Here is a 24,245-nt window from a genome sequence, read left to right as displayed (position 1 = left end):
CTCTAATTTACGTTGTTCCACTTGGTAATGCGCCGATCGTAGGTGGCCGGGTCAACGTCCCAGCGGGCGGGGTCCGCCCGGGCTTCGATGGTGGCCTCCAGATCAGCGGGCATAAGTTCGGGAAAGAAGTCGATGCCGGTGATCTTTTCCACCTCGTCGATGCTCATAGCGTAGTGGGCCAGGGGGTGGGTACTGACTTCGTTAGGGATCACAAAGCCAATTCCCTTCTGTTCCGGGTCTTCCAGATCCAGAACCACCTTATAGTAGGACTGGGGAATGGCCACCCGGTTGTCGCGACCAATGTAGGCCCTCGGGGGCAGGCTGGTTACCGGTCCGGTGACCACGTACAGGCGGCCATCGTGGCGGGCCCACTCCCGCACATTTTCTTCCAGTTCCCGCCAGATGCCCTGGTTAAAGGCCGGTATCTGGGGGCTGATGTTGGAGAGGTAGAAGGTCTCGTCGGCCTGGTCCGCATCCCAGGCAAAGTCGGCAAAGGGCGCCAGGTGGCCCCGGTCGTAGCCACTCCCGCGAAAGTCGAAGTCGGTTGCCGACCCGGTGGTGACCAGCGGGTCCTCCCGGAAGTTGTCGCGGCGCGGGGTCCATTCCCGATCCAGGTGGTCACGGGTCAGAACGTAGGCCACCCACTCGGCCTGTTCCCAGTCTTCCAGGTAGGAGAGGGTGAAGCCCGTGTGTTCCACTACTTCCCCGCTGCCGCCGGCAGGTAGGAACCACGCTTCCGCGGCGTAACCGGAGTCGTACGGCACCGGCGTCCGCGCCCCGTTCCAGCGGTGAAAGGCCCAGACCATCCCGAAGAGGATGAGGGCAAAAAGGGTGATTTTAAGGATGGTTCCCCCGGAGGCCGAGCGGCCCCGCCGCGCGTGGTTTCTGCGTAATTTGGCCATGCCCCGCAAGGTAGGTTACCGCCCTCACATGATCCAGTGACCGTAGAAGCGGCCCCGGCTGTACTCGAGGGCGGGGGAGGGCACCTTCACAAAGTCAAGGATGCCAAGTACCATGCGCACCCACCTCTTGTTGGTAGGGATTCGGCTCAGGTAAAGGTCCGGGCTGAGGAACCACTGCCGGCGGCGGTCGTCGTTGCGGTAACTGAAGCCGGCACCGTCCTGTCGCCAGGTGTTGTAGTAGGCGCCGTAGACGTCCTCCACGCCGTAACCCACCGCCAGGTTCAGCCAGGGGGGCAGAAAACTCCGGGGAGCGAAGGCGGCCGGATTGACGGACAGCCAGATGGTTTGGGCGTTGTAGTCCTTCAAGTAGCGTTCAAAAGGGTTTTCGCCGAACCGCATGCGGGATACGTATCCCAGGTTACCTTCTACACCGTTGCGGCCGTAGAGTGGTACGTCCGGGGGTGGGCGAAAGTCATTGGAGACCTTCAGCAGCATCCGCTGCTCCTGCCACAGGGCGTCCTGGGCCGTAAAGACGAGACTACCGGCCAGGTTGGCGCCCATGTCGCCCAGGCTGAAGCCCCAGTTGGCCGAGAAGCCATCCATGGTCTCTATCGTGGCTTGCAGGAGGTTGGCTACGCCCAGGGCGGTGTAGCGGGCCGCGGGGCGCTTCAGGCCCGTCCACCGAAGTCCGGCGAAGGCCATCCGGTTGAAGGCGTAGGCCGTGAAGGCATGGCCGGCTTTGTCCATCTGTTCCCACTCCGGCCAGTCATTGAAGGTGTGGAATCGCTCCAGCTCGTAGCCCTTGTACCAGATGGAATAGAGCCCCACCCCGAAGCCCGCATACGTACTGGCGCCGATGGCCGCTGCCGTATAGAACCGGTCGGCGTGGAAGGTGTCCGCGGGCCGTAGCCAGCCATCGCCGGCCACGTCGGCCAAGGGGTCGCGTTCAGTATAGCGGTAACGCGGTCCGTCGCTGCCCTGGGCCAGGAGGGCGCTGCACACGGGTGCCAGGCACAACAGGAAAAGCAAAGTGGGTAAGGCTCGCGTCATCGGGAAAGCTGAGAATGGATAACGCCGCAAAGTTAAATTTAGCGTGAAGGGAGCGCGACTGCCGTTCTGTCAGACATCGGATGTCTGTCATTTTGACAGGCATCCGATGTCTGCGCCGAACACTTACCTTTGAGCATTCACCGAATCTCAGCATCGCCTATGTCTCACCTCGTAGCCCCCTCCCTGCTTGCCGCCGATTTCCGTCGCCTTGACCGGGCGATCGAACTGGTAAATACCTCCGAGGCGGACTGGTTCCACCTGGATGTCATGGACGGGCGTTTCGTGCCTAATATTTCCTTCGGGCAGTTTATCGTCGAGCAGATCGCCGCTGAGGCTAGTAAGTACGTCGATGTCCACCTCATGATCGAGGACCCGGTGCGTTATGTGGAAAGTTTCGCCCGCGCCGGAGCCACGGGTATCACGGTGCATGCGGAGGCCTGTACCCATCTCCATCGGGTGATCCAGGTGATCCGGGAGTCCGGTGCCAAAGCCGGTGTAGCCCTCAACCCCCATACTCCCGTGAATGTCCTCGACCACGTGATCGAGGACCTTGACCTTGTGCTCATAATGACCGTCAATCCGGGTTTTGGGGGGCAAAAGTTCATTTACCACAGCCTGGAAAAGGTGCGGCAGACCGCCGAGCTGATCGCGGTACGCAATTCGCGGGCGATCATCGAGGTAGATGGCGGTATCGGCCTACAGAATGCCCAGAAGGTGCTGGAAGCCGGTGCCCGGGTGCTGGTGGCGGGCAGCGCCGTCTTTGGCGCCGATGATCCGGCGGCGGTCATCCGTGACCTTAAAGCTATCGCACCCAACCCGATAGCCTACGTATAAACCGGTATATATGATGAAAGCTTCCTGTTTAAACCCGGCTTAACGGTACGGTCTAAGCTCAAAGCTGTTCTATCTTTGCGGCCTAATACTCAGTATGGCCGAGAATATTTATCCCATCGAAGACCAACTGGTGCAGCGCAGCGAGCGGGAAGCTGCCAATGGACACCGCGGTGCAGTAGTCTGGCTCACGGGCCTGTCCGGTAGCGGCAAAAGCACCATTGCCGCCGCCGCCGAACGCAAATTGTTTGAACGGGGCGTATTCGCCCGGGTCCTCGACGGCGATAACGTGCGCGACGGACTGAACGGTAACCTGGGTTTCAGCCTCGAGGACCGCTGTGAAAACACCCGCCGCGTGGCTGAGGTGGCTAAACTATTTGCCCAGACCGGTGCTGTTGTGCTCTGCTCTTTCGTCAGCCCCACCCGGGCCATGCGGCAGACGGTGGCCGACATCGTGGGCCCCGATGATTTTCTCGAGGTATTCGTCAACACCCCCCTTGAAATCTGCGAGCAGCGCGACGTCAAGGGCCTGTACGCCAAGGCCCGCGCCGGCGAAATCAAGAACTTTACCGGCATCGACAGCCCCTATGAGGCCCCCGAAAACCCCTTTCTGGAACTGCGGACGGCCAACCTGACCGTTGAGGAAGCCGCCAACCAACTCATCGAAGCACTCCCCCTATGACCACCAACTACCAGCTCAACCACCTCCGCGAGCTCGAATCCGAGAGCATCTTCGTGCTGCGGGAAGTCGCCGCTCAGTTCGAAAATCCCGTCCTGCTGTTCAGCGGTGGGAAGGACTCCATCCTGATGGTCCACCTGGCCGTGAAGGCCTTCCACCCGGCAAAGATCCCCTTTACCCTGCTGCACGTCGATACCGGCCACAACTTCCAGGAGACGATCGACTACCGCGACCGCCTCGTGGAGCGCATCGGGGCCAAGCTCATCGTCGGCTCCGTCCAGGAAGCCATCGACAACGGAATGGTCCGGGAGGAAACTGGCTACAACGCTACCCGTAACTACCTGCAGACTGCCGTCCTCCTCGACTCCCTGGAAAAAGGGAAGTACGACGCCGCCCTCGGTGGAGGCCGCCGCGATGAGGAGAAGGCCCGCGCCAAGGAGCGCTTCTTCAGCCACCGCGACGAATTCGGTCAGTGGGACCCCAAGAACCAGCGCCCCGAGCTCTGGAACCTGTTCAACGGACGCAAGCAGTACGGTGAGCACTTCCGCGTTTTCCCGATCTCCAACTGGACGGAGCTCGACGTATGGCAGTACCTGGCCGTGGAGGGAGTGGAACTTCCCAGCCTCTACTTCGCCCACGAGCGCAACGTATTCCGCCGCGATGGCATGCTGCTGGCCGAGTCCGAGCACCTGCCCCGCCGCCCGGAAGAGAAACTGGAAAGAATGACCGTCCGCTGCCGTACCATAGGTGACATCACCTGTACCGGCGTCTGGAAATCCGACGCCTCCACCCTGGAGGACATCATCGCCGAGGTCAGCATCGCCCGCCAGACCGAGCGCGGCGGACGCGCCGACGACAAGCGGTCGGAAACGGCGATGGAAGACCGCAAAAAACAAGGGTATTTCTAGAGCGGCCCACGCCGCCACTCGTCTTTCGTATATCGTACTTCGTAAATTTTAATTCATGGTTACTGCTCTAGAACACACCGAACTGCTTCGATTCACCACCGCCGGATCGGTGGACGACGGCAAGTCTACCCTCATCGGACGGCTGCTCTATGATTCGAAGTCGATCTTCGAGGACCAGTACGAGGCCATCTCCCAGACCAGCGCCAAGCGCGGCGAGGAGGGCGTCAACCTGGCCCTGCTCACCGACGGACTGAAGGCCGAGCGGGAGCAGGGAATCACCATCGACGTGGCCTACCGCTACTTCGCTACCCCGAAGCGGAAATTCATCATCGCCGATACCCCGGGACACATCCAGTACACCCGCAACATGGTGACCGGTGCCTCTACGGCCAACGTGGCCCTCATTCTCGTAGATGCCCGCAAGGGAGTGGTCGAGCAAACCCGTCGTCACGCCTTCATCGCGTCCCTGCTCCAGATCCCCCACCTGATCGTTTGCATCAACAAGATGGACCTGGTAGACTTCAGCGAGGAAGCCTACCAACGCATCAAGGACGATTTCAGCTCCTTCAGCCACCGCCTCGACGTCAAGGACGTGGATTTCATCCCCATGTCGGCCCTGCTCGGTGACAATGTCGTGGAGAAGAGCAAGAATATGGACTGGTACGGTGGTAGCACCCTGCTCTACTCCCTGGAGAACGTCCACATCGGTAGCGACAACAACTTTATCGACTGTCGCTTCCCGGTACAGACGGTCATCCGGCCCTATAGCGACGAATATCACGATTACCGGGGCTACGCCGGCCGGATCGCTGGCGGCGTCTTCAAGAAAGGCGATGAGGTGGTGGTCCTGCCCAGTGGTTTCACCTCCCGCATTGCCAAGATCGACACCTTCGACGGCGAGCTGGAAGAGGCCTTCCCCCCAATGTCGGTTACCCTGTTGCTGGAAGACGATATTGACATCAGCCGCGGCGACATGATCGTCCGGCCCAACAACCAGCCCGACGTGTCCCAAGATGTGGAAGTCATGCTGTGCTGGTTCAACGAACGGCCCCTGCAGCCGCGCGGGAAGTACTCCATCATGCACACTACCCAGGAGGCCCGCTGTATCATCAAGGATGTACGTTACCGCCTCGACATCAATACCCTCCACCGCGATGAGGAGAACAAGGAGATCAAGATGAATGACATCTGCCGGGTGCTGCTGCGCACCACCGCCCCCTTGCTCACCGATCCTTACCGCCAGAACCGCATCACCGGCTCCATCATCCTGGTGGACGAGCAAACCAATGAAACGGTTGCCGCGGGCATGATCATCTAAATCTCCCGACCCTTGCGCCTGCCCCTGATCACCGCCGTCGTTTTTGGCTGTCTGCTGTTCGGCTGCTACGAGGAGCGGGTAGGCTGCCTGGATCCTGACGCGGCGAACTACGACCTTCTGGCCGACGTGGCCTGTCCGGACTGTTGTACCTACCCTACGATATCCGTACGGGTCACGCCCAGCTGGGAAGATTCCGCCGTGGTGGTTGGTAAAACTTACTCTGACGGGGCAGGCAACGACTTCCAGATTGTCCGCTTCCGCTATTACCTCGGTGACCTTCATCTCATTTCCGCCGCGGCGGAATTGCCCCTGCCCCTGCGACCGGTTGAGGCGCTTGAATTGCGCGACGGCGATACCCTGTCGACCTCCATCAACGGCAATTATTTATTGGCCTCCACGAGCACGGTCACTACCACGGTCGGTACCCTGCAAACGGGCGATGCCACCATCAATGGATTGGCCGGGAACTACGGCCTGCCTGACCGCTATCGCTGGGTTATCCCCGGCAGTTTGCCCAGCGGCGATGCCCTGCGCACCCAGCCCGGCCGGCTGAACTACCGCGACGGCCGCGGCTACGTGCAGGCACGGCTCGAGTACACCCTGACCCCGGGGGGCGATACGCTTTCGGTAAGCTCCTACGGCAGTGTCCCATTCCTGCTGGACTTCGGTCAGGACCTGCAGCCACTACGGGGCTTCGATCTGCGCATCGACCTCCAGGCGCAGTTGGCTGACCTGCTGGGAGAAATCGACCTGGCGGCGGATTCCGCAACCGTAGCGGCGGGGCTCAGTCAGCCGGTGGACTTTCTGATTCCCGTGGGGCTGTCGCAGTAAAGCGGGGGCCGACTTCCGTCACCGCGTGGACAATCAGCCGTGGGGTTATATATTCACGGCTTCACCTTAACCCTTGCACCCGCGTACCCGCCGCCCATGAACGTTTCCGTAGAACTTTCCCTCTATCCCCTGACTCCGAATTACGAACCGGTAATCACCGACTTCATCAAGCGCCTCCGGGCCAGCGACGTCCAGGTAGCCACCAACCCCCTCAGCACCCAGCTGACGGGCGACTACGACACCGTCATGAAAGTGCTGACCGAAGCCATGCGGCCCACGCTACGGGGTGAGGCCGCCTGCTCCTTCGTGATCAAGCTCCTGAACGTGGCCATCGAACCCGGCCGCGTGGTGGAGGTCTAGTACTTCGCCGTGATCCAGCGGCCCATATCCTTGAGGCTGGACTTTTTACCGTAGTTCAGGATGCCGATGCGGTAGATTCGCGAGGCCATCCATACCATCAGGGCAGCGAATAGGAATACGACCACCAGGCTGAGGGCAACCTGCCACAGGGGCGGGTCGAACGCCAGGCGCGCCGGCATGACGATGGGCGCGAAGAGGGGGAAGATCGAGGACCATACCGCCAGGCTGGAATTCGGGTTCTGGATAGCCGCCATCATGATGTAGAAGGCCAGGATGACCGGGATGGTGATGGGGATGGTGAGCGTCTGACTCTCGCCCATATCGTCGCCCATGGCGCTGCCAACGGCCGCAAAGAGGGCCGCGTACATGAAGTAGCCGCCCAAGAAGTAGAGGATGAAGCAGGGCAGAATAAGCCACCAGTTCAGGTCGGAAAGTCCACCAGCCAGCTTCGCGACCATGGACTGCATTTCCTCCGGATCGATATCCGGGCTGTTTGGCATCTGGCTGGGTTCTGCATCGAGGCCGAAGAACAGCCCGACCAGAAAAAGCAATCCGGGAATCATGATCATCCACGCCAGTACCTGGGTGAGGCCCAGGGCTCCAACGCCGATGATCTTGCCCAGCAGCAGGGTGAAGGGGCGCACCGATGAGATCACGACCTCCACGATCCGGTTGGTCTTCTCTTCCATCACCGACCGCATCACCATCATACCGTAGACGAAGACGGAGATGTACATCAGGAATCCCATCACGGTGCCGATACCGGCCCCGATGGCCGCGGCCATGCTGCGGTCGTCGGACTCGCCCTCGGCGGTAGCGGTGAGGCTGCGCACGCTGATGTTGACGTCGGTGTCGAGGCTGGCCAGGGTGGACTGGTCGATCTCCAGGGCCTCGATCTTGTAGTCGCGCAGGGCGTCGGCCACCCGCCGCTTGATGCGCGACTGGGCATCAATGCTGAGGGTCTCGTCGCTGAACAGCTGCACCCGGAAATTGCGGCTGCGGGGATTGGTCACTTCGGGGATTACCAGGATGCCCGAGAAATCGCGGTTGTCCTCGGGGTGCTCCCGCAATTCATTGAGGGGCTGGTCCACGAAGCGGAAGTAGAGTCCGTTCTCGTCGGGCAGGGCACCCTGGAAGAGGTTGCCGTCGTCGATGACGGCGATCCGTTTGACGTCGTCGTTCTCGTAGCTGAAAACGGCGTTGGCGATAACCACGAAGAGGGCCAGCCCCACCGGGGTGAGGAGGGTGGCCAGGATGAAGGAGCGGCGGCGTACGCGGGTGAGGTACTCGCGGCGGATAACGAGCCAGAGATTCGACATGGTAGCTTAGTGGTTGGCGTGGGCGGAAGGAGTGGTGGCGGTCCGGGGCTCGGGGGTGGCGGACTTGTCCAGGCGGGTGACCCGCTTGATGAAGATTTCGTTGAGGCTGGGCAGCAGCTCCTGGAAGCCCTGGATCTGGACGCCCAGGTTGAGGAGACTGCGCAGCAGGTCGTTGCTGCTCTCGCCGGGGGCGAGCTGGATGTCCACGGTGGATACCGTCGGGTTCATCAGGTGGTGGCGCTCGCCGACCGCCGCGGGCAGGGCACCGGAGTAGGTCAGGCGGTAGCGGTGCTCGTTAAATTCCCGGCGGATGTCCCTCACCTTACCCTGTAATATGTTGCGGCCGTGGTCGATCAGGACGATGTACTCACAGAGTTCCTCCACCTGCTCCATGCGGTGGGTACTGAAGATAACGGCCGTTCCGTCGGCGTGGAGCCGCAGGATTTCCGCCCGCATCCGGTTGGCATTAACGGGGTCAAGGCCGCTGAAGGGCTCGTCCAGGATCAGCAGCTTGGGGTCGTGCAGCACGGTGGCGATGAACTGCACCTGCTGCTGCATGCCCTTGCTGAGTTCTTCGACTTTTTTCTTCCACTGTCCTTCCAACTCGAACTTGGCCAGCCATTCCCGGGCGCGGTCCTCGGCGTCGCGGGCGCTCATGCCCTTGAGTTGGCCGAGGTAGAGGAGTTGCTCCCCCACGAACATTGATTTGTAGAGGCCGCGTTCCTCGGGCAGGTAGCCGATCTGCCGGGGGTGATAGCCACTCAGCGGTTGGCCGGAAAAGTAGATGGCGCCGCTGTCCGGAGCCGTAATGGTGGTGATCATGCGGATCAGGCTGGTCTTACCGGCACCGTTGGGTCCCAGCAGACCCAGGATCGCATCCGGGGGCATGGCGAAGGATACGTCGTCGACGGCTACCTTCTCGCCGTAGGCCTTGCGGACGTTCCGAACCTCGATCACGGGTGCGCTGGATAGGTCAGTCATGGGGTAGAGCTTGTAACAGGGTGGCTTGGGAGGAAGGAAGGATTCCCAGGCTCACCGGAAAAGTCAAAATGAGTGATGGGGACCAAGATTACTCATAATACGAAGAATCCAGCCGAAAAAGGACGAGGGAACACCCTGCATAGACAAACGGCGGGGGCCAACATTCACTTCCGTACTATTGCAATATGATCTCCGCGCCCCACTTCATCGTCAACCCCGCCGCCGCCGGCGGGCGGGCAGCACGCTGGTGGCGCTACGCCTGGCCGGTGCTGCTGAAGCGGTTGCCGAAAGCCACCTTCTCCGTCGCCGACCGCCAACATTCCCTGGCCGATCGCCTCGAGTCCGCCGTCGGGGCCGTCCACCGCGAAATCGTGGGCGTAGGCGGCGACGGCACCCACCACGACCTGGTCAATGCAGCCGTAAATCGAGGACTCACCCAGGCCTGTACCTACACCCCGCTCCCCCTCGGATCCGGAAACGACTGGTGCCGTTCGCTGGGCGTACCCCGTCATATCCTGCAGTGGCTACAGATGGTGGAGGAGGACCGCACCATCCTCCACCGCATCGGCCAGCTGGCATACGGGGACGGGAACCTGCGTTACTTCGTCAACGCCGCGGGACTTGCCTACGACGCCGAAGTGGTACGCCGATCCGCCACGGCCGGTTACAAGCACCGCCTGCTGTACCCCTTCCTGACGGCCCTCCACCTGCCAACTTACCGCCCGCCGGCGCTGACCCTTACCTACGACGGCACCCGCGTGGCAGGCCAATTCCACACCATCGGCTTCGGTATGGGGCGCTGCAAGGGCGGAGGCATGCGCGTCCTGCCCCACGCCGAACCCACGGCGGATACCCTGGCTCTCACCTACGCCGTAGACGTTCCCCTGCACCGGATTGCCGCCAACGGCTGGCGGCTCTATACGGGGAGCATCGGCCAGGTCCCCGGCGTCACCACCACCCACGCCTCGGTAATCACGGTAGAAGGAACCACCGGTCTGGAGGCCGACGGGGAGTATCTGGGCAGCAGTCCGGTAAGGGCCGAACTCACAAAGGCCCGCCTCAAGGTCCGGTGCGGGGCATAACTTCGTCGGTTCCATGGACCAACAACTGCTGCACATCACCCCCGTACTGCCCAGTGCGGACATCCCCCGGGACGTACTTTGGTACGAGGAAATACTTGGGTTCCAGCCGGTGTTCCACGACGGGAGGTACGCCGTGCTGCAGCGGAACCGCCATTTTCTCCACCTTTAGTGGCACGCCGGAACGCCCGCCGACCCCCTGCTGGGCGGCTCCGTTATCCGCATCTTCGTTGGTGACATTGAGTCGTGGTTCGCGGAGATCGTCCGCCGCGGAGGTGTCGCTTCCGATGCCCTCCGCCGGGATACCGCCTGGGGCACCCACGAGTTCGGGCTGTACGATCCGAATGGCAACGCGGTGTTTTTCGTGGAGGATGTTTAACGCCCAATCTCCCGGCTTTACCACCGCCAGATCACCTGCCCCGCCACGTCGGTCCGGTGGGTGCGGTCGGTAGCCTCCTGCCCGCTGCCGAAGGTGGCACCGTCGGTAGTCTGACTGCGGGCCAGGCGAGCCTCAAGGGTCAGTCCGCGAATGCCCTTGTAGCGCACCAACAGGTAGCTCCGCAACCCTTCGCCGTAGTAGGGCAGCACGTAGGCGTTGTAGGTCAGGCCATTCTCATACTCGTAGAAGCGGACGTCGTATCCCGGCGTGGCGTAGGCGGCTACCCGGGCGGTGAGGCTCAGGGGGCCGGTGGGCCGGTAGAGGAGGTCCTGGTACACCATGCCCCCGCGTTGGGCGTATTCGGAGGCATACCGGGTATACCCCAGGTCGATCCGGCTGCGCCACTCCACCACCGGACTTAGATGGTAGCCCAGGTGCAACCGCGACTGGAAGCGGGTACGGTCCACCACAGCATCAACTTTCGCAAGGGCGTCGCGTCCCCGGCCCGCACCCTTGGTTTCTCCCCGGATCTCGAGGTAGCTGTCCAGCTTGCGGCGCACGGCGTAGGTCAGGCGCAGGCGGTATTCCCGACCGGCGGTGGGCGCATCGAGGTTGAAGCGCAGCCACTCGTGCCGCCAGAGGTCGTAGTAGGCATTGATGCGCCAGCGGGTGGCGGGGCGCAGCTCGAGCCCCAGGTAAATACCCTCCTCGTTGCGTCCGCCCCCCGCTTCGCCGAAGGGCTGGGCGCTGAGGGCCTGGTAGTTCCGACCGTAGTTGCGGTAGACCAGGGCCACGTCGGCGCGGCGATCCAGCCCCAGGTTGAGGCCGTGGAGCATGGCCGTTCCCGCGCCCACGGCACCTGCGACCTCGCCAAAGAAGGAAAAGTTCCTCAGGCGGTAGCGGTAGTCGACGCTCACGTTGTGCAGATCGCTGCCCTGGAAATAGAACTGGTTATAGGGTCGGGACGTGGGCCGGAGGGGGCGACTGAGGTGTTCCCCGAGTACGTTCAATCCCAGTTGCAGCCGCTCGAAGGGCCGGTAGCGCAGGCTGCCTCCGTAGCTGCTCTGCCGCAGGCTGTTGCGGTCGTCCCTTTCCCCTGCGGTACGGTGGTAGCCGCTGAGGTCCAGGGAGGTTACGCTTACGGAGTCGTGGGCCACGTTCGCGGTGCGCGCGCGTCGGCTGGCGAACAAGGTGAGTTCAGTATGCTTGCCCAGGGTCAGGGTGAGCCCCGCTCCCCGCATGAAGTTGAATTCGTTCACGCTGGCGTAGGGCTGAAGGGTAGGGGAGGTGCGCGCCACGCTAGTGGTGTAGCTGCTCTTGCCGAAGCCGAAACCCGTGTACAGGATCAGCCCCTGACCGAAACTGACCGAAAAATCGCCCAGGGCCAGGGCCTGTATTCGGGGGTTGAGATTGCGCAGGAAGAGGTGGGCACTGAAGTAGTCCACCCCGCCCCCCCGGCCGAGGAGTGCTTCTCCCGGGTCCTTTTCGGCCACCATTCCCAGGCTGAGTTGCTTGCCGTAGCGCTGACGGTATTTGGAGTAGAGGCGCAGTGGGCCTCCCGCGTAGGCAGGTTGGGGCCCCTGGTAGCCGCGTGCCCGCTCCAGTCGTGCTCCGGTCCTCAGGAAGAGCTCTCGATTGCCTCCGGTAAAGAGGGAGGTCAGGGGCACGTTCACGTCATCTAGTCCGCCCCCGACCCGCACGTAAGGCAGCAGGCGGCGGATGGTCTCCAGGTCCAGCCCTGGCACGGCCTGCAGTTCGTAGATGCTGATGAAGCCCCCGAGCCGTTCCCGGTAGGCCAGGAGGCGGTCGATCTGCGGGGGCGTGAGCAGGTAGAGGGCCCCGAGTTCTTCCGGTGTGGCGGCGTTCAGGTCGAGCGGTCGCCGGGCGTAGGTTTCCAGCTCGGCTAAGGCGGCATTATAGGTGAACTCGCCACCCTCCTCGGCCTGTTGGGCCACGACGTCCTCTACCAGTTGAACGATTTCCGCTTCCGTCTGTGCACCCACCGCAGCGCCAATCACCAGCAGAAGCAGGAGGGCGGCGGAGCGCGGGTGCCAGGGAAAAGCGATCATTCCTTACCAGCCCGCTTTGATGTTCTCGATGACGCCGTCGATCAGGCGGGTGCGGGCCTCCACGCTGGCCCAGGCCACGTGGGGGGTGAGCAGCAGGTGCTCCCGCTGCTTTACTCCCAGGTAGGGGTGGTCGTCCGGTAGCGGCTCGGTGGAGAAGGTGTCGACCGCCGCCCCGGCGATCTCCCGGGCGTCGATGGCCCGTGCCAGGTCGGCCTCCACTACGATGCCCCCCCGGGCCATATTGATCAGGTAGGCCGTGGACTTCATCCGCTCGAGCTCCGCGTAACCGATCAGGTGGCGGGTATCGTCGGAAAGGGCGCAGTGGATGCTGACGACGTCGGAGGTGGTGAGGAGTTCCTCGAGGTCCACTCGGCGGTAGGGCACGTCGTGGTCGGAGCCGCTGATGCTGTGGTACACCACTTCGGCGCCGTAGCAGGCGGCCAGTTCGGCTACCCGTTGGCCGATGGCGCCGAGGCCGATGATGCCGAAGCGCTTGCCGGGAAGTTCGTGAAAGGGGTGGCGCCACATGGTGAAGTCGCGCGCCTTGCTGTACGCGCCGTTGTACACCAGTTCGTTGAGGTGGAGCAGGTCCATGGCCACGGTGAAGTAGGCCGTAAGCGTGAGCTGGGCCACCGAATCGGTGCTATAGCCGGCTACATTGCGCACCGGGATGTTCCGTTTTTCCGCCGCCTTGTGGTCCACGTTGTTGGTGCCGGTGGCGGAGACGCAAATGAGCTTCAGTTCGGGGAGTTGCTCGATGACCTCCGCGGTAATTTCCAGTTTGTTGGTGATGATCACCTGGGCGTCCGCGGCCCGTTCGGGGACCTCCGAAGGCTCGGTAAGGTCGTAGGACGTAAAGTCGCCCACTTCATTCAGTCGGTCAAAGGCGGGAAGGTCACTTAGTGAAGAAGCGTCGAGAAAGACAATCTTTGGGGTTGGGGTCATGGTCGGGGCTTGAGTCGGACAAATTATAAATCCGGCGGTAAACAAAAGAATCCCTAGGGTCGCTTTAGTCGGTATGCGTCATCTTTCCATCTGTCAGCTGTTCTGCGCTTTTCTGTTTTCCCTTACCCTGACGGCCCAGGAAGCCGAAATATTCGGCACGGTAACCGGGATCGGGGGGGATACCCTGGTAGGGTGTTCGGTGCAAGTGGTCGGCTCGGTCATTGGCGACGTGACCGACGAGCACGGCCACTACCGCCTAGAGGTTCCGCCGGGGCGCATCCGTATCCTGGCCTCTTACATCGGCTACGAGAATTTTGATACCGTGGTGCGGGTGTCCACCACCGACCGGGAGCTTCACCTGGATATCCGCATGGGGGAATCCTTCGTGGAGATGGGGGAGGTAATCGTCTACGGTCGTCGGGCATCCGGCCAGGCCCAGGCCCTGCGGTTGCAGCAGTCGGCCATCACCCAGCAAACGATCATTCACTCCGAGCTCTTCAATAAATACCCCGACATCACCCTGGCCGAAACCGTTCAGCGAATGCCCGGCGTTACCATCACCCGCAATCGGGGGGAGGGGGAGCTGGTGCAGGTGCGCGGCCTTCCGGAGCAGTACACGGCCATCAGCCTGAACGGGCAGCGGCTGCCGGCCGTCCAGCCGGAAGCCGACCGGGCGGGCAGCCTCGACATCATCCAGTCCAACCTGGTTGAGCAGGTACGGGTGGTCAAGGCCCGCAGCGCTGATATGGACGCGGACGCCATCGGGGGAACGGTGGACTTCCGCATCCGCCAGCCCGAACGGCAGTTTGAGGTGCTGGTCCAGGGCGGTTTTGGGGAGAACTTCGGTTTCGACGGCTTCAATCCCCAGGGTTCCGGCATCCAGCAGGCGGCGGCGGTATTGAACTCCGAACTCAGCGATGAGACCATCTACGGACTAATGGCCGGCAGCTACTTCCGCCACGCCCGCGGCAACCGCATGCAGCGCTTTGACTACGGTGAAAACGGGGTGACGGGCCGGCAGATCAGCCGGGTGCGGCCCATTGATACCGACCGGGTAACCGCCAAGACGGGACTGATCGGGGCCGTGGAACTGCGCCCCAGCATCTACAACCGCCTGCGGCTGAGCTACAACTACAGCGCGGTGGACGAGGAGGTGCTGACCCGCGAGGCCAACTTCTGGGGGGCGGACGAGGAGCGGGAAACCCGTATTGCCAGCCAGTGGAAGGAGGAGCGCCGCCTGAATATGGTGGCCCTGGAGGTGGAGAACAACTTTTCAAAAACCCAGCTGGCCTACGCCCTCAGCTTCGCCAGTACCAGCGAGCGGCTGCCGAACCGCCTGCGGGCCTTCAATACCCTGGCCGGCGGCGGAGCGGAGCCCTTTTCAACGGAGGATTACCGCAACCTCACCCCCGAAGATACCCGCTACCCCGACCGGGGCCTGCCCCGTACCTCTACCGAGCAGGAGCGCCTCAACCTGGAAGAAGACATTGCCATCGGCGGCATCAACCTGACCCGGTTTACCAACGACGCCCGGACGAGCTTCCTGCGGGTCGGGGCCCGCTACCGCATCAAGGAGCGCAGCTACCAGGAATTCTATCTGCGGCGGGACGGAGACCGGGGTATACCCATCGAGGCCGGTGGTTACGCTGACGTAGCCACGGAGGATGACCTCGTAGAGAATCCCGACCTGGACGCCGGCCCCAACTACACCGCCAACGAAGAGATTGCCGCCGGCTACCTGATGTACGTCAATAACTGGAACGCCCGCCTTAGCACCTCGGTCGGATTGCGGTACGAGTATACCGACGTGGGCTATGCCCTGTCGCGCTCCCCCCTGACCGACTCTACCGGGTACAGCGACCTGTTCCCGAGCCTCAACGTCACCTACCGGATCCGGCGCGACCGGCAGTTCCGCTTCGCCTACTATGAGGCCATTGCCCGCGTACCCTACGCCACCCTGGTGCCGACCATCGACTACGCGGAGCGGCGACAGGCCCGCCTGGATGTGTTTTCCGTGGGCAACCCCGGCGTCGACCCCACCTACAGCCGGAACTTCGACCTGGCCTACGAGCGATACGGTCGCAACGACGGCCTTATCAGCATCGGGGCCTACGCCAAATTCCTGGAAAACCCCACGGTGCGCACCGCCGAATTTGCCCTCATCAATGACCAGCCCTCCCTGGGCTATTCCCTGGCCAATACCGCCGACGCGCGGTTGCTGGGCGTGGAGCTCGGTTTCTACCAGAACCTGGCTTTCCTCAACCCCACCTGGCGCTACCTGAACCTGAACGGCAACGTCAACTTCAACAACTATCGCATGGAAGGAATGAGTGGGGGAGAATCCACCCTGGCCCAGGCCCCCCGGCGGTCGGCCAACCTGAGCCTGGTGTACAGCAACCCCCGGCAGCGCCTCAACCTGGTTATCGCCGGTAACTACCGCAGCTCCACCCTTGACCTCTTGCAGGACGGACAACCCGTGTGGATCAACGCCGTGATCAGCCTCGACCTGGCCGCGGATTACGAACTATTCCGCGACATCTCCGCCTACGCCCGCCTCAACAACGCCACCGACCACGCCTCCGAACGCTACCTCGGAAAACCCGACCAGGACGATTCCCTGCTTCTCTCCTCCACCCAGTACGGGGTCTGGGGGGTGATCGGATTGCGCTGGCGCCCCGGGGGGTGGAGCGGGTAGCCGAATTCCTAATCCCGCATGTGGACCGCGGCGGACGCAGAGTTCTGCCTCCGCGAACCGTCTAAATGCGTAAGTTTGCCAAAAGCTTAGCAACTATGAAGTTTTCCGTTTCCAGTTCCGATCTGCAGAAGAAATTACAGCTCGCCGGCGGGGCCATCGCCTCCAATCCGGTACTGCCGATCCTGGAAGATTTTCTCTTCACCATTGAGGGCAACACCCTGAAAATTGCCGCCACCGACCTGGAAACCAGCGTGGTGACCAGCCTGGAAGTCAACGCCGACGGAGACGGTGAGGTAGCCGTACCGGCCAAGATTCTGATCGACACCCTGAAGGCCCTGCCCCAGCAGCCGATCACCTTCGACGTGAACGAAGACAACTACGGAATCTCCATCACCTCGGCCTACGGCAAGTACAAGCTGGCGGGCGAGCCCGGCGGCGACTACCCCAATATTCCCGAGCCCACCGAAGCCGATGAAGTAAGCGTCACGGCCGCCGCCCTGCAGGAGGGCATCAACAAGACCCTCTTCGCCACCAGCACGGACGAACTGCGGCCCGCCATGACCGGCGTATTCTTCCAGGTCGACTTCTCCAAGCTGACCATGGTGGCCACCGACGCCCACAAGCTGGTCAAGTTCAGCCTCAACGAACTCAGCGGCGAAGTAACCAGCAGCTTCATCATCCCCAAAAAGGCCCTGAACCTCCTCAAGGGAGCCCTGCCGCACTCGGACGTTGCCGTCACCGTCACCTTCGACAAGTCGAACGCCTTTTTCGAATTCGGCGATACCAAACTGGCCTGCCGCCTTATCGACGCCCGCTACCCCGACTACAACGCGGTCATTCCCGTCGACAACCCCAACGTGTTGCTGGTCAACCGCAGCGACTTCCAGAACAGCCTGAAGCGGATCGTCATCTACGCCAACAAGACCACCAACCAGGTCATCCTGAACATCGCCGACGGCAGCCTGACGGTCAGCGCCCAGGACCTGGACTTCAGCAACGAAGCCACCGAACAGCTCAGCTGCTCCTACGAAGGTGCACCGCTGCAGATTGGCTTCAACGCCAAATTCCTCGTGGAAATGCTCGGCGTACTGGAAGGCGAGGAAGTGCGCCTGGAAATGTCCACCGCCACCCGCGCCGGCATCCTCCTGCCCACCGAACAGCAAAGCGGACAGGACATTATGATGTTGGTGATGCCCGTCATGCTCAGTAATTAGTGAAGGAATGAATTAGTGAATGCGTGATTTGGCACCCATTCACTAATTCCCTCATTCACCCATTCACTTCCTGTCATCTCCCAAAGCCGGGCGGGGGTAGGGCGGATTCTTAACCTCCCGCGGAGATTGCTTTTCCAGCAGTTGCAGTACCTCCTCCACGGCCCGTTGCAACTGGGGATCTTTGCCTTCATTGAGGGAGCGAGCGTCCTGTCGTACGACGATGTCCGGCGCGATGCCCACGTTTTCGGCGATGTATTCGCCGGCTACGGGGTCGAAGACCGCATTGTCCGGGGCGGTCATCGCGCCACCGTCGATAAAGCCGTAGTGTACGGAGGACTTCACCAGTCCGCCCCAGGTGGTGGCGCCGATGAGGGGGCCGGCTTCCTGCTGGCGAAAGGCCCAGGGGAAGAAGTCGCCCCCGGAGCCCGCCCGCTCGTTGATGAGGAGGGCCTTGGGGCCGAGGATGCCCGCTGGCAGGGTGAAGGGATTTCCATCCGGGACCTCGTTGGTCAGGGCGGCGCGCAGGGAGCGCGTCATCAGGTCGACCATGTAATCGTCCAGTAGTCCGCCGCCGTTGAAGCGTTCATCGATCACTGCCCCTTCCTTGTCCTGCTGGGCGAAGTAGTAGCGGTTGAAGTTGACGAAGCCGGAGCCCCCGGTGTTGGGCACCCACACGTAGGCCAGTCGCCCGCCGGAGAGGGAGTCGACCATGCGGCGGTTGTCTTCCACCCAGGCCCGCTGCCGCAGGGCATTTTCGCTGTCGATGGGTTCGACCACCACTTCGCGGTTGCCGGAGAAGGCGGGGTTGTCGTTGAGGTGGAGCACCGTCTGCTTGCCTACGGTACCGTCGAGCAGGCGGTAAGGGTTGTCTTCCGCGGTGAGTTCCACCCCGTTGATGCCCACCAGATAGGTCCCTTCGCTCACCTCCAGGCCGGGCCGGTCCAGGGGGCTGGAGAGGTTGGGGTTCCAGCTTTCGGTGGTGTAGATGCGGGCGATGCGCCAGCGGCCCCGGTCGCGCGTGAGGTCGGCGCCCAGCAGGCCCACCTTCACCTTCTCGGTTTCGGGCATATCGCCGCCGAATACGAAGCTGTGGCCTACTGACAACTCGCCGCCCAGCTGGTCGAGGACGTAGCTCAGGTCCTCGCGGTGGCGGAGGTAGGGCACCAGTGGCGCGTAGCGCGCGTAGACCGCCTGCCAGTCGCGGCCGTGCAGCCCCGGGTCGTAGAAGTAGTCGCGCTCGTAGCGGTAGGCTTCCTCGAAGATCTGCTTCCACTCCGCCAGGCGGTCCAGCTTCATGGTCAGCTCTGGCTTGATGGCGTCCCCGGATTCGCCGCTGTCGGCGCCGGTCTTGGCCAGGGTCCATTTGCCGGCGGACTGGAAGAGGATCTTTTCCCCGTCGGCGGAGATGGCGAAGTTCCGGACGTTCTTGGCGAAGTCCTTGGCCTCCCGCTTCTTCAAGGTGAATTTCTTCAGGGTAGCGCCCTCCCCACCGGGGTTCTCCTCGGCCAGGAAGAGGGTGCCGGCCGGCCCGGCGGCGGTGGCGTAGTAGTTGGCCCCGGAAACCGGCAGGGCGATGGTGCGGCGGCTCACGCGGTCGAAGTCGATCACCACCCGGGGCGCCTTGCTGTCGTCGGCCTTGTCCGCTTCGTTTTCTTCCTCCTCGGAGTCAGTTTCCTCCTCTTCGTCGGTTGATTCCTTAGTCACCTCCTCCTCGTCGCTCTCCGGCAGGAAAGGGGAGTCGAGGTCGGCCGGCAGCACCACCACGTAGGCCTTGTAATTCGGGTCGGCCTGCATGGAGCTGGTGTTGGCCCACCCGGCCCCTAGCGCCAGGTCGGTACTGGCCAGGAGGTAGAGGTGCTGTCCGTCCCGGTCCCAGGCCGGCGAGAAAGAATCGGCGAAGGCGTCGGTGAGGGGGTGGATGGCGTTGTCCTGCCGGTCCCAAACCCAGATCTGGCGGAAGCGGTTGCTGCCGCTCTTGACGTAGGCCAGGTAGCGGCTGTCGGGCGACCACACCGGCTCGGTGCGGCCGCGGTCGATGTTGTTGGTGCCCGTGTCCACGGTGCGGATGCGCTTGGTGGCGAGGTCCACGACCCGGATGCGGACGTCGTCGTCCACGAAGGCGATGGACTTTCCGTCGGGCGACCAGGCCGGGTTCCAGGCCATCTTCGAGGCACCGATGGGGATGTTGGTGGTGTCGCCGCGGCCCGTCTGGTCCGCCAGGTGGAGGGCGTAGCCATTCCCGCCGGCGTCGGTGAACCAGGCGATGCGGTCCCCCTTGGGCGACCACACCGGTGCGCGATCAGCGGTGCCGGCGCTGCGGGTCAGGTTGCGGGAGTCGCCCTTCTCGGTGGGCACGGTGAAGATCTCTCCCCTTGCTTCCATCAGCGCCCGTTTGCCGGTGGGGGAAAGGGATACCGATCCGGCGGCCTCGCTCACGTCCTTCCATTCGGGTTCGGCCCATGGGAAATCACCGATCACTTCGATGTTCAGTTGCTCCAGGGCCCCGGTACCGGGATCCAGCCGGTGGAGGTAGCCGTCGCGTTCCACCATCAGTTGGCTGCCGTTGCCACTCAGCCACTTGATGTCGGAGCCGGTCAGTTCGGTGACCTGCCGCAGCTCCCCGCCGGTGACCTCGTAGGCCCAGACGTTCATCGTGCCGTCGCGGTCCGAGAGGAAGTAAACCACTTCGCCCAGCCAGGTGGGCTGGATGTCGGTGGTCTTTTCGTTGGGCAGGAGCACCTCCGCCTGGGTTTGCAGGTCGAGCAGGATCAGGGGGGTATTCTGTCCGCCGCGGTAGGCCCGCCATTCGCTGTCCCATCGGCTCATCTTGTCCAGGGCCAGGCGTTGGCCGTCGGGGGAGTAGCTGCCGTCGTAGCCCCATTGTTCACTCAGCCGTTCGGCGGGCCCGCCGGTAGCGGCTACGGTATAGAGGTGGTGGAAGGGCACGGGGGCCGATTCGCGGGTGGAGGCAAACAGGATGCGGGAGCCGTCGGGGCTCCAGCCGCGCACCTGGTCGTCCGCGGGGTGCCAGGTCAGGCGGGTGGGGATGCCGCCGGCTCGGGGCACCACGTATACGTCGTCGCTGCCGTCGCGGTTGGAAGTGAAAGCCAGCCACTGTCCGTCGGGGCTCAGGTGGGGATTGGCTTCCACGGCCGGGGTGCTGGTGATGCGGCGCACGTTCCCCCCGTTCAGGTCGGCGGTCCAGATATCGGCGCCGTAGACGAAGGCGATCCGGTCGGTACCCAGGTCGGGCTGCCGGAGCAGGCGGGTGCCCTGGGCGACGAGCCCGGTGGTGAAAAGGAAGGTACACAGCAGGAGAATCTGGCGCGGACGCAGGTGCATGGCAAGGTGGTTAAGCGGTGGGATTTGGTAAGTAATAATACGACAGCCCGCCACACTGTAACCGATGCGTGGGGAAATACCCGGATGGAATCCACGGCTTCCCCGGTGTTTGGCCCGGCACCCGCGCGCCGCCGCCCTGAACTACTGCCGGCCTCGTGGGTTTTTGTACTGTCCCTAACGAGCCGTCATTACCATCAAGAACCGCACCGCCCCCCTCATTCACCCGCCCCGGGTACCGCCCCTGCCGCCCGCCCGGGAATGGACGCTGAGCAATGGCCTGCGGGTGGTGGCCGTCCACGTGGAGCAGGCCCCCATCCTGACCGTCGAGATGATCTGGCGGGCCGGCCGCCCCTACGAATCCCAGCGCTTCCTGGCTGCGGCAACCAACGCCCTGCTCACTGAGGGTACCCGCCGCCACAGCGCCGCCGAACTGGAGCGGCTCTTCGAGCAGTACGGGACCAGCCTGGACACCCCGGACGACTACGACACGGCCAACCTGGCCCTGGCCACCATCACCCGCCACGCCGACCGATTGCTGCCCGTCATGACGGAGGTGATCGCCGAGCCGGCCTTCAGCGAACGGGAGTTCAAGCGCTACCGCAAACGCAGCCGGCAACAGCTCCGCGAGGACCTGCAGGACCCCGACTGGCTGGCCTACCGCCACCTGTCGGAAGCCGCCTTTGGCGCCGAGAACCCCTACGGCTACGGCGGCGGCAAGGAAGACTACGACGCCCTCACCCTGGAGGCCGTTAAGCGCCACTACCGTAATTTCTACGGGGCCGCCAACGCTACCCTCCGGGTGGTGGGGCAGCTGAATGCGGAGGTGGAGGCGCTGCTGGAGCGCACCTTCGGACAGCTCGCGCCCGGCCCGCTGGTGACGCCCCCCGATTACCGGGTAGCGGCCGCCCCCCCCAAACTGATCCAGGTGCACCGGCCCCGGGCCCAGCAGACCATGATCCGCCAGGGCCGGCGGGGGTTTCGGGTGACGGACGAGGATTATCCCGGACTGGCCGTGCTGGAAACCATCCTGGGCGGCTACTACGGCAGCCGACTGATGCGCAACATCCGCGAGGAAAAAGGGTATACCTACGGAATTGATTCCGACCTGGATACCTACCGTTACGACGGCACCCTGGGGATTGCCGCCGACGTGGCCAACGAAAACCTGGACGCGGTCCGCGCCGAGATCCGCACCGAGATGGAAAAACTGCGGCAGGACCTCATTCCCGCCGCCGAGCTGGATATGGTCCGCGCCTATCTGCTGGGAGGCTTGATCATGGACCTGGACGGCCCCCTGGCCGTAAGCAGCCGCTACCGCTCGGCCATCATCAAGGAGTACGACGCCCCGGAACACCTCCGGAGGCTGGACGATACCATCCGCCACATCAGCGCTCAGGAACTTCGTGACCTGGCCGGCCGCTACCTGCGCCCCGAACTCGACTGGGAGGTGATCGTCGGCGGCGGGATCGTGAAAGAATAAGGCCCCTTATCCCACCGTTCGCGGCCCGCTACCAACCCTCACTGACGCCGCTCTCGCGGTAGCCAATCCGTTGGGCCACCGCCCGCAGGGTATCGCCGCCGTCGAGGTCGAAGGCGAAGGGGCCGGTGTATACCCGCCAGCCCGGCCGGTCGCTGTCGTCGGGCAGGATGCGGTAGGCGATCTGGGCACCGGGGGTCTTGCTTTCCAGGATGAAACGGCCGATGCTGTCGCGCCGCAGCTGGGGCCGGCCGGTGGTGGGCATTTCCTCCTCACCGTTCCAGAAGCGGCGGATCATCTCCGGTTCGGGTTCCCCGCCGAGGTCGCCCACCCGGGTCAGCCAGGCGTCGGTGGCGCTGCGCAATTCTTCGAGTTTGTCCTGGTATTCGGGCCGGCTGGCGAGATTTTCCAGCTCGTGGGGGTCATTCTGTGTATCAAAGAGCTCCTCCACCGGCTTGCGGTCGCGGAACCACTGGGCCTGTACGTCGGTGAGTTGGCCGGCGTCGCGCAGCCGCAGCAGTTCCTGCATGCTGTTCATCTGCTCGCGGTAGGGGAGGGGCAGGTAGTAGGGGCGGTCGGGGTAATAGTTGCGCAGGTATTTGAACCGGTGGTCGCGGGCGGCCCGGATGCGGTCGTAGTGCTCGTCCAGGCGGTCGGAGGCGGCGAAGACATATTCCCTTGCCGGCGCCGCGAAATCGCCGAAATTGGCCTGCCCCTGTAGGTAGGCCGGCGGTTCGATACCGGCCAAGCTGAACACCGTGGGGGCAAAATCTACGAAGCTGAACAGCAGGCTATCGATCTCTCCCGCGTGGCGGTCACCCGGCCAGGCTACGATCATGGGTACGCGGATGCCGGAGTCGTAAAGCAGCCTTTTTTGCCGGGGCAATGGCCCGCCGTGATCGGTGTACCAGAAGATGACGGTGCTGTCGGTGAGCCCGTCGGCCTCCAACTGGTCGAGGAGTACGCCCACCTGCTCATCCATGATGCGAATGTTGTCGTACACCCGGCGCACGTCCCGCCGCGTCAGCTCGGTGTCCGCGAGGTAGGGGGGCAGGGGCAGTTCATCGTCGGCTACCTCAATTTGCGGTTCTGGGCGTTCTCCTTCGGGGTATACGTCGCCCCAGCCGTAGATGGTGGAGGTGTCGTTCTCGAACCCGGGCCGGAAGCGCAGATTGCCCTTGCTGGTTTGCCACACCTGACTTTCGTGGGTGATTTCCAGGTTGAAGACGCTGAAGAAGGGCTGCCCCGCCGGCCGGTGGCGCCAGTGGGCGCGGGGCCCCTGCTCGTCCCAGGCGGTCTTCGGGGCGTGGAACTGGTAGTCTGTCTTCTGGTTGTTAGTGGCGAAGTAGCCGTGTTCCCGCATTACCTGCGACATCATCTTCACCTCCGGGTCGACCAGGGCGCCGTACTCGCCGGGCAGGCCGATGTTGCGCAGCCGCTCCTCGTTACCCAGGGTGCGCATGTGGTGACCACCGCCGCTGATGGGGTATACGCCCGTGGCGATGGCGAAGCGACTCGGTGCACATACTCCGGCCACGCTGAAGGTATTCGGAAAGCGGACGCCGCGGGCGGCCAGCCGGCTCAGGTTGGGCGTCTGTATGGTGGAGTCGCCAAAGGCGGCGATGAGCGGACTCAGGTCCTCGGCCACGATCCACAGGATGTTGGGGCGGGCGGGTACCGCGGGTGCCGGGGAATCATCATTTCCGGCCGGCTGGCAGCCCAGCACGAACAGTAACAGGAAGAGAGTGGCGCAAGCGCGGGTACAGGACAAGAGAGTGAATCGCAAGGCGGGAGTGGTTGTTCCGGTTAAGGTAATTCGTGGCGGATAATTGGGTAGGCCGGGCAACTCCTCCGACGAGCGTAGCG

At 63.2% G+C, this 24,245-nt stretch carries 19 protein-coding genes; 11 read left to right on the top strand and 8 right to left on the bottom strand.

Features of this window, described 5'->3' with window-relative positions:
- Positions 1–2: 2 nt before the first annotated feature.
- The gene (locus tag CGL56_RS05955) at positions 3–902 is read right to left on the bottom strand and encodes a DNA/RNA non-specific endonuclease (protein WP_099105620.1); all 900 of its coding nucleotides are present in this window, start codon (positions 900–902) and stop codon (positions 3–5) included.
- A gap of 24 nt (positions 903–926) precedes the next feature.
- Positions 927–1,952 carry a DUF2279 domain-containing protein gene (locus tag CGL56_RS05950; RefSeq protein WP_099105619.1) on the bottom strand — a complete coding sequence of 342 codons (1,026 nt, stop codon included), beginning with the start codon at positions 1,950–1,952 and terminating at the stop codon, positions 927–929.
- 159 nt (positions 1,953–2,111) lie between these two features.
- Here CGL56_RS05950 and rpe point away from each other — a divergent pair, with 159 nt between their 5' ends.
- The 6 genes from rpe to CGL56_RS05920 all read left to right on the top strand — a co-directional run bounded on the left by rpe (position 2,112) and on the right by CGL56_RS05920 (position 6,879).
- Complete coding sequence (rpe, locus tag CGL56_RS05945) at positions 2,112–2,786, top strand: ribulose-phosphate 3-epimerase (RefSeq protein ID WP_099105618.1); 675 nt, start codon at positions 2,112–2,114, stop codon at positions 2,784–2,786.
- A gap of 94 nt (positions 2,787–2,880) precedes the next feature.
- A complete protein-coding gene (gene cysC, locus CGL56_RS05940; protein ID WP_099105617.1) occupies positions 2,881–3,465 on the top strand; it encodes an adenylyl-sulfate kinase in 585 nt (194 codons plus the stop codon).
- Positions 3,462–4,370 (top strand): sulfate adenylyltransferase subunit CysD, encoded by a 909-nt coding sequence (gene cysD, locus CGL56_RS05935; RefSeq protein WP_099105616.1) that lies wholly within the window; start codon positions 3,462–3,464, stop codon positions 4,368–4,370. The genes cysC and cysD overlap by 4 nt, the downstream gene beginning before the upstream one ends.
- A gap of 55 nt (positions 4,371–4,425) precedes the next feature.
- Positions 4,426–5,688 (top strand): sulfate adenylyltransferase subunit CysN, encoded by a 1,263-nt coding sequence (cysN, locus tag CGL56_RS05930; protein ID WP_099105615.1) that lies wholly within the window; start codon positions 4,426–4,428, stop codon positions 5,686–5,688.
- A 12-nt stretch (positions 5,689–5,700) separates the two neighbouring features.
- A complete protein-coding gene (locus tag CGL56_RS05925; RefSeq protein ID WP_099105614.1) occupies positions 5,701–6,519 on the top strand; it encodes an MbnP family protein in 819 nt (272 codons plus the stop codon).
- Positions 6,520–6,615: 96 nt separating this feature from the next.
- Entirely contained in the window at positions 6,616–6,879 is a 264-nt protein-coding gene (locus tag CGL56_RS05920) for a YkoF family thiamine/hydroxymethylpyrimidine-binding protein (protein ID WP_099105613.1), read from the top strand.
- Here CGL56_RS05920 and CGL56_RS05915 read toward each other — a convergent pair.
- Together CGL56_RS05915 and CGL56_RS05910 are read right to left on the bottom strand one after the other, a co-directional pair.
- Entirely contained in the window at positions 6,876–8,198 is a 1,323-nt protein-coding gene (locus tag CGL56_RS05915; protein WP_099105612.1) for an ABC transporter permease, read from the bottom strand. The genes CGL56_RS05920 and CGL56_RS05915 overlap by 4 nt on opposite strands.
- Positions 8,199–8,204: 6 nt before the next feature.
- Positions 8,205–9,179 carry an ABC transporter ATP-binding protein gene (locus tag CGL56_RS05910; RefSeq protein ID WP_099105611.1) on the bottom strand — a complete coding sequence of 325 codons (975 nt, stop codon included), beginning with the start codon at positions 9,177–9,179 and terminating at the stop codon, positions 8,205–8,207.
- A 185-nt stretch (positions 9,180–9,364) separates the two neighbouring features.
- Between CGL56_RS05910 and CGL56_RS05905 the strand changes: the two genes are divergently transcribed.
- Positions 9,365–10,261, top strand: coding sequence for a diacylglycerol/lipid kinase family protein (locus CGL56_RS05905; protein ID WP_099105610.1), 897 nt, complete (start codon positions 9,365–9,367; stop codon positions 10,259–10,261).
- Positions 10,262–10,274: 13 nt separating this feature from the next.
- A complete protein-coding gene (locus tag CGL56_RS18430) occupies positions 10,275–10,430 on the top strand; it encodes a VOC family protein (RefSeq protein ID WP_245184094.1) in 156 nt (51 codons plus the stop codon).
- A gap of 224 nt (positions 10,431–10,654) precedes the next feature.
- Here the strand turns inward: CGL56_RS18430 and CGL56_RS05895 are convergent, their stop codons facing one another.
- Positions 10,655–12,706 (bottom strand): ComEA family DNA-binding protein, encoded by a 2,052-nt coding sequence (locus CGL56_RS05895; protein WP_099105609.1) that lies wholly within the window; start codon positions 12,704–12,706, stop codon positions 10,655–10,657.
- A gap of 3 nt (positions 12,707–12,709) precedes the next feature.
- Positions 12,710–13,651, bottom strand: a complete 942-nt coding sequence (locus CGL56_RS05890; protein ID WP_099105608.1) for an NAD(P)-dependent oxidoreductase — start codon at positions 13,649–13,651, stop codon at positions 12,710–12,712.
- 73 nt (positions 13,652–13,724) lie between these two features.
- On the opposite strand from CGL56_RS05890, the gene CGL56_RS05885 reads away from it, so the two are divergent.
- Both CGL56_RS05885 and dnaN read left to right on the top strand, forming a co-directional pair.
- Positions 13,725–16,346: a TonB-dependent receptor gene (locus CGL56_RS05885; RefSeq protein ID WP_099105607.1), complete on the top strand. Its 2,622-nt coding sequence runs from the start codon at positions 13,725–13,727 to the stop codon at positions 16,344–16,346.
- A gap of 95 nt (positions 16,347–16,441) precedes the next feature.
- The gene (gene dnaN / locus CGL56_RS05880) at positions 16,442–17,560 is read left to right on the top strand and encodes a DNA polymerase III subunit beta (RefSeq protein ID WP_099105606.1); all 1,119 of its coding nucleotides are present in this window, start codon (positions 16,442–16,444) and stop codon (positions 17,558–17,560) included.
- A gap of 63 nt (positions 17,561–17,623) precedes the next feature.
- Here dnaN and CGL56_RS05875 read toward each other — a convergent pair whose 3' ends face one another.
- Entirely contained in the window at positions 17,624–20,902 is a 3,279-nt protein-coding gene (locus CGL56_RS05875; RefSeq protein ID WP_099105605.1) for a S41 family peptidase, read from the bottom strand.
- 286 nt (positions 20,903–21,188) lie between these two features.
- Here CGL56_RS05875 and CGL56_RS05870 point away from each other — a divergent pair, with 286 nt between their 5' ends.
- Complete coding sequence (locus CGL56_RS05870; RefSeq protein WP_143470634.1) at positions 21,189–22,382, top strand: M16 family metallopeptidase; 1,194 nt, start codon at positions 21,189–21,191, stop codon at positions 22,380–22,382.
- 28 nt (positions 22,383–22,410) lie between these two features.
- On the opposite strand, the gene CGL56_RS05865 is transcribed toward CGL56_RS05870, so the two are convergent.
- On the bottom strand, positions 22,411–24,165 hold the full coding sequence (locus CGL56_RS05865) for a sulfatase family protein (protein WP_143470633.1): 1,755 nt from the start codon (positions 24,163–24,165) through the stop codon (positions 22,411–22,413).
- Between the last annotated feature and the right edge of the window lie 80 nt (positions 24,166–24,245).

The organism is Neolewinella marina (assembly GCF_002631205.1).
Taxonomy (GTDB): domain Bacteria; phylum Bacteroidota; class Bacteroidia; order Chitinophagales; family Saprospiraceae; genus Neolewinella; species Neolewinella marina.
Note: the sequence above shows the minus strand (reverse complement) of the source record. Positions and strands in the feature narration are given on the sequence as shown.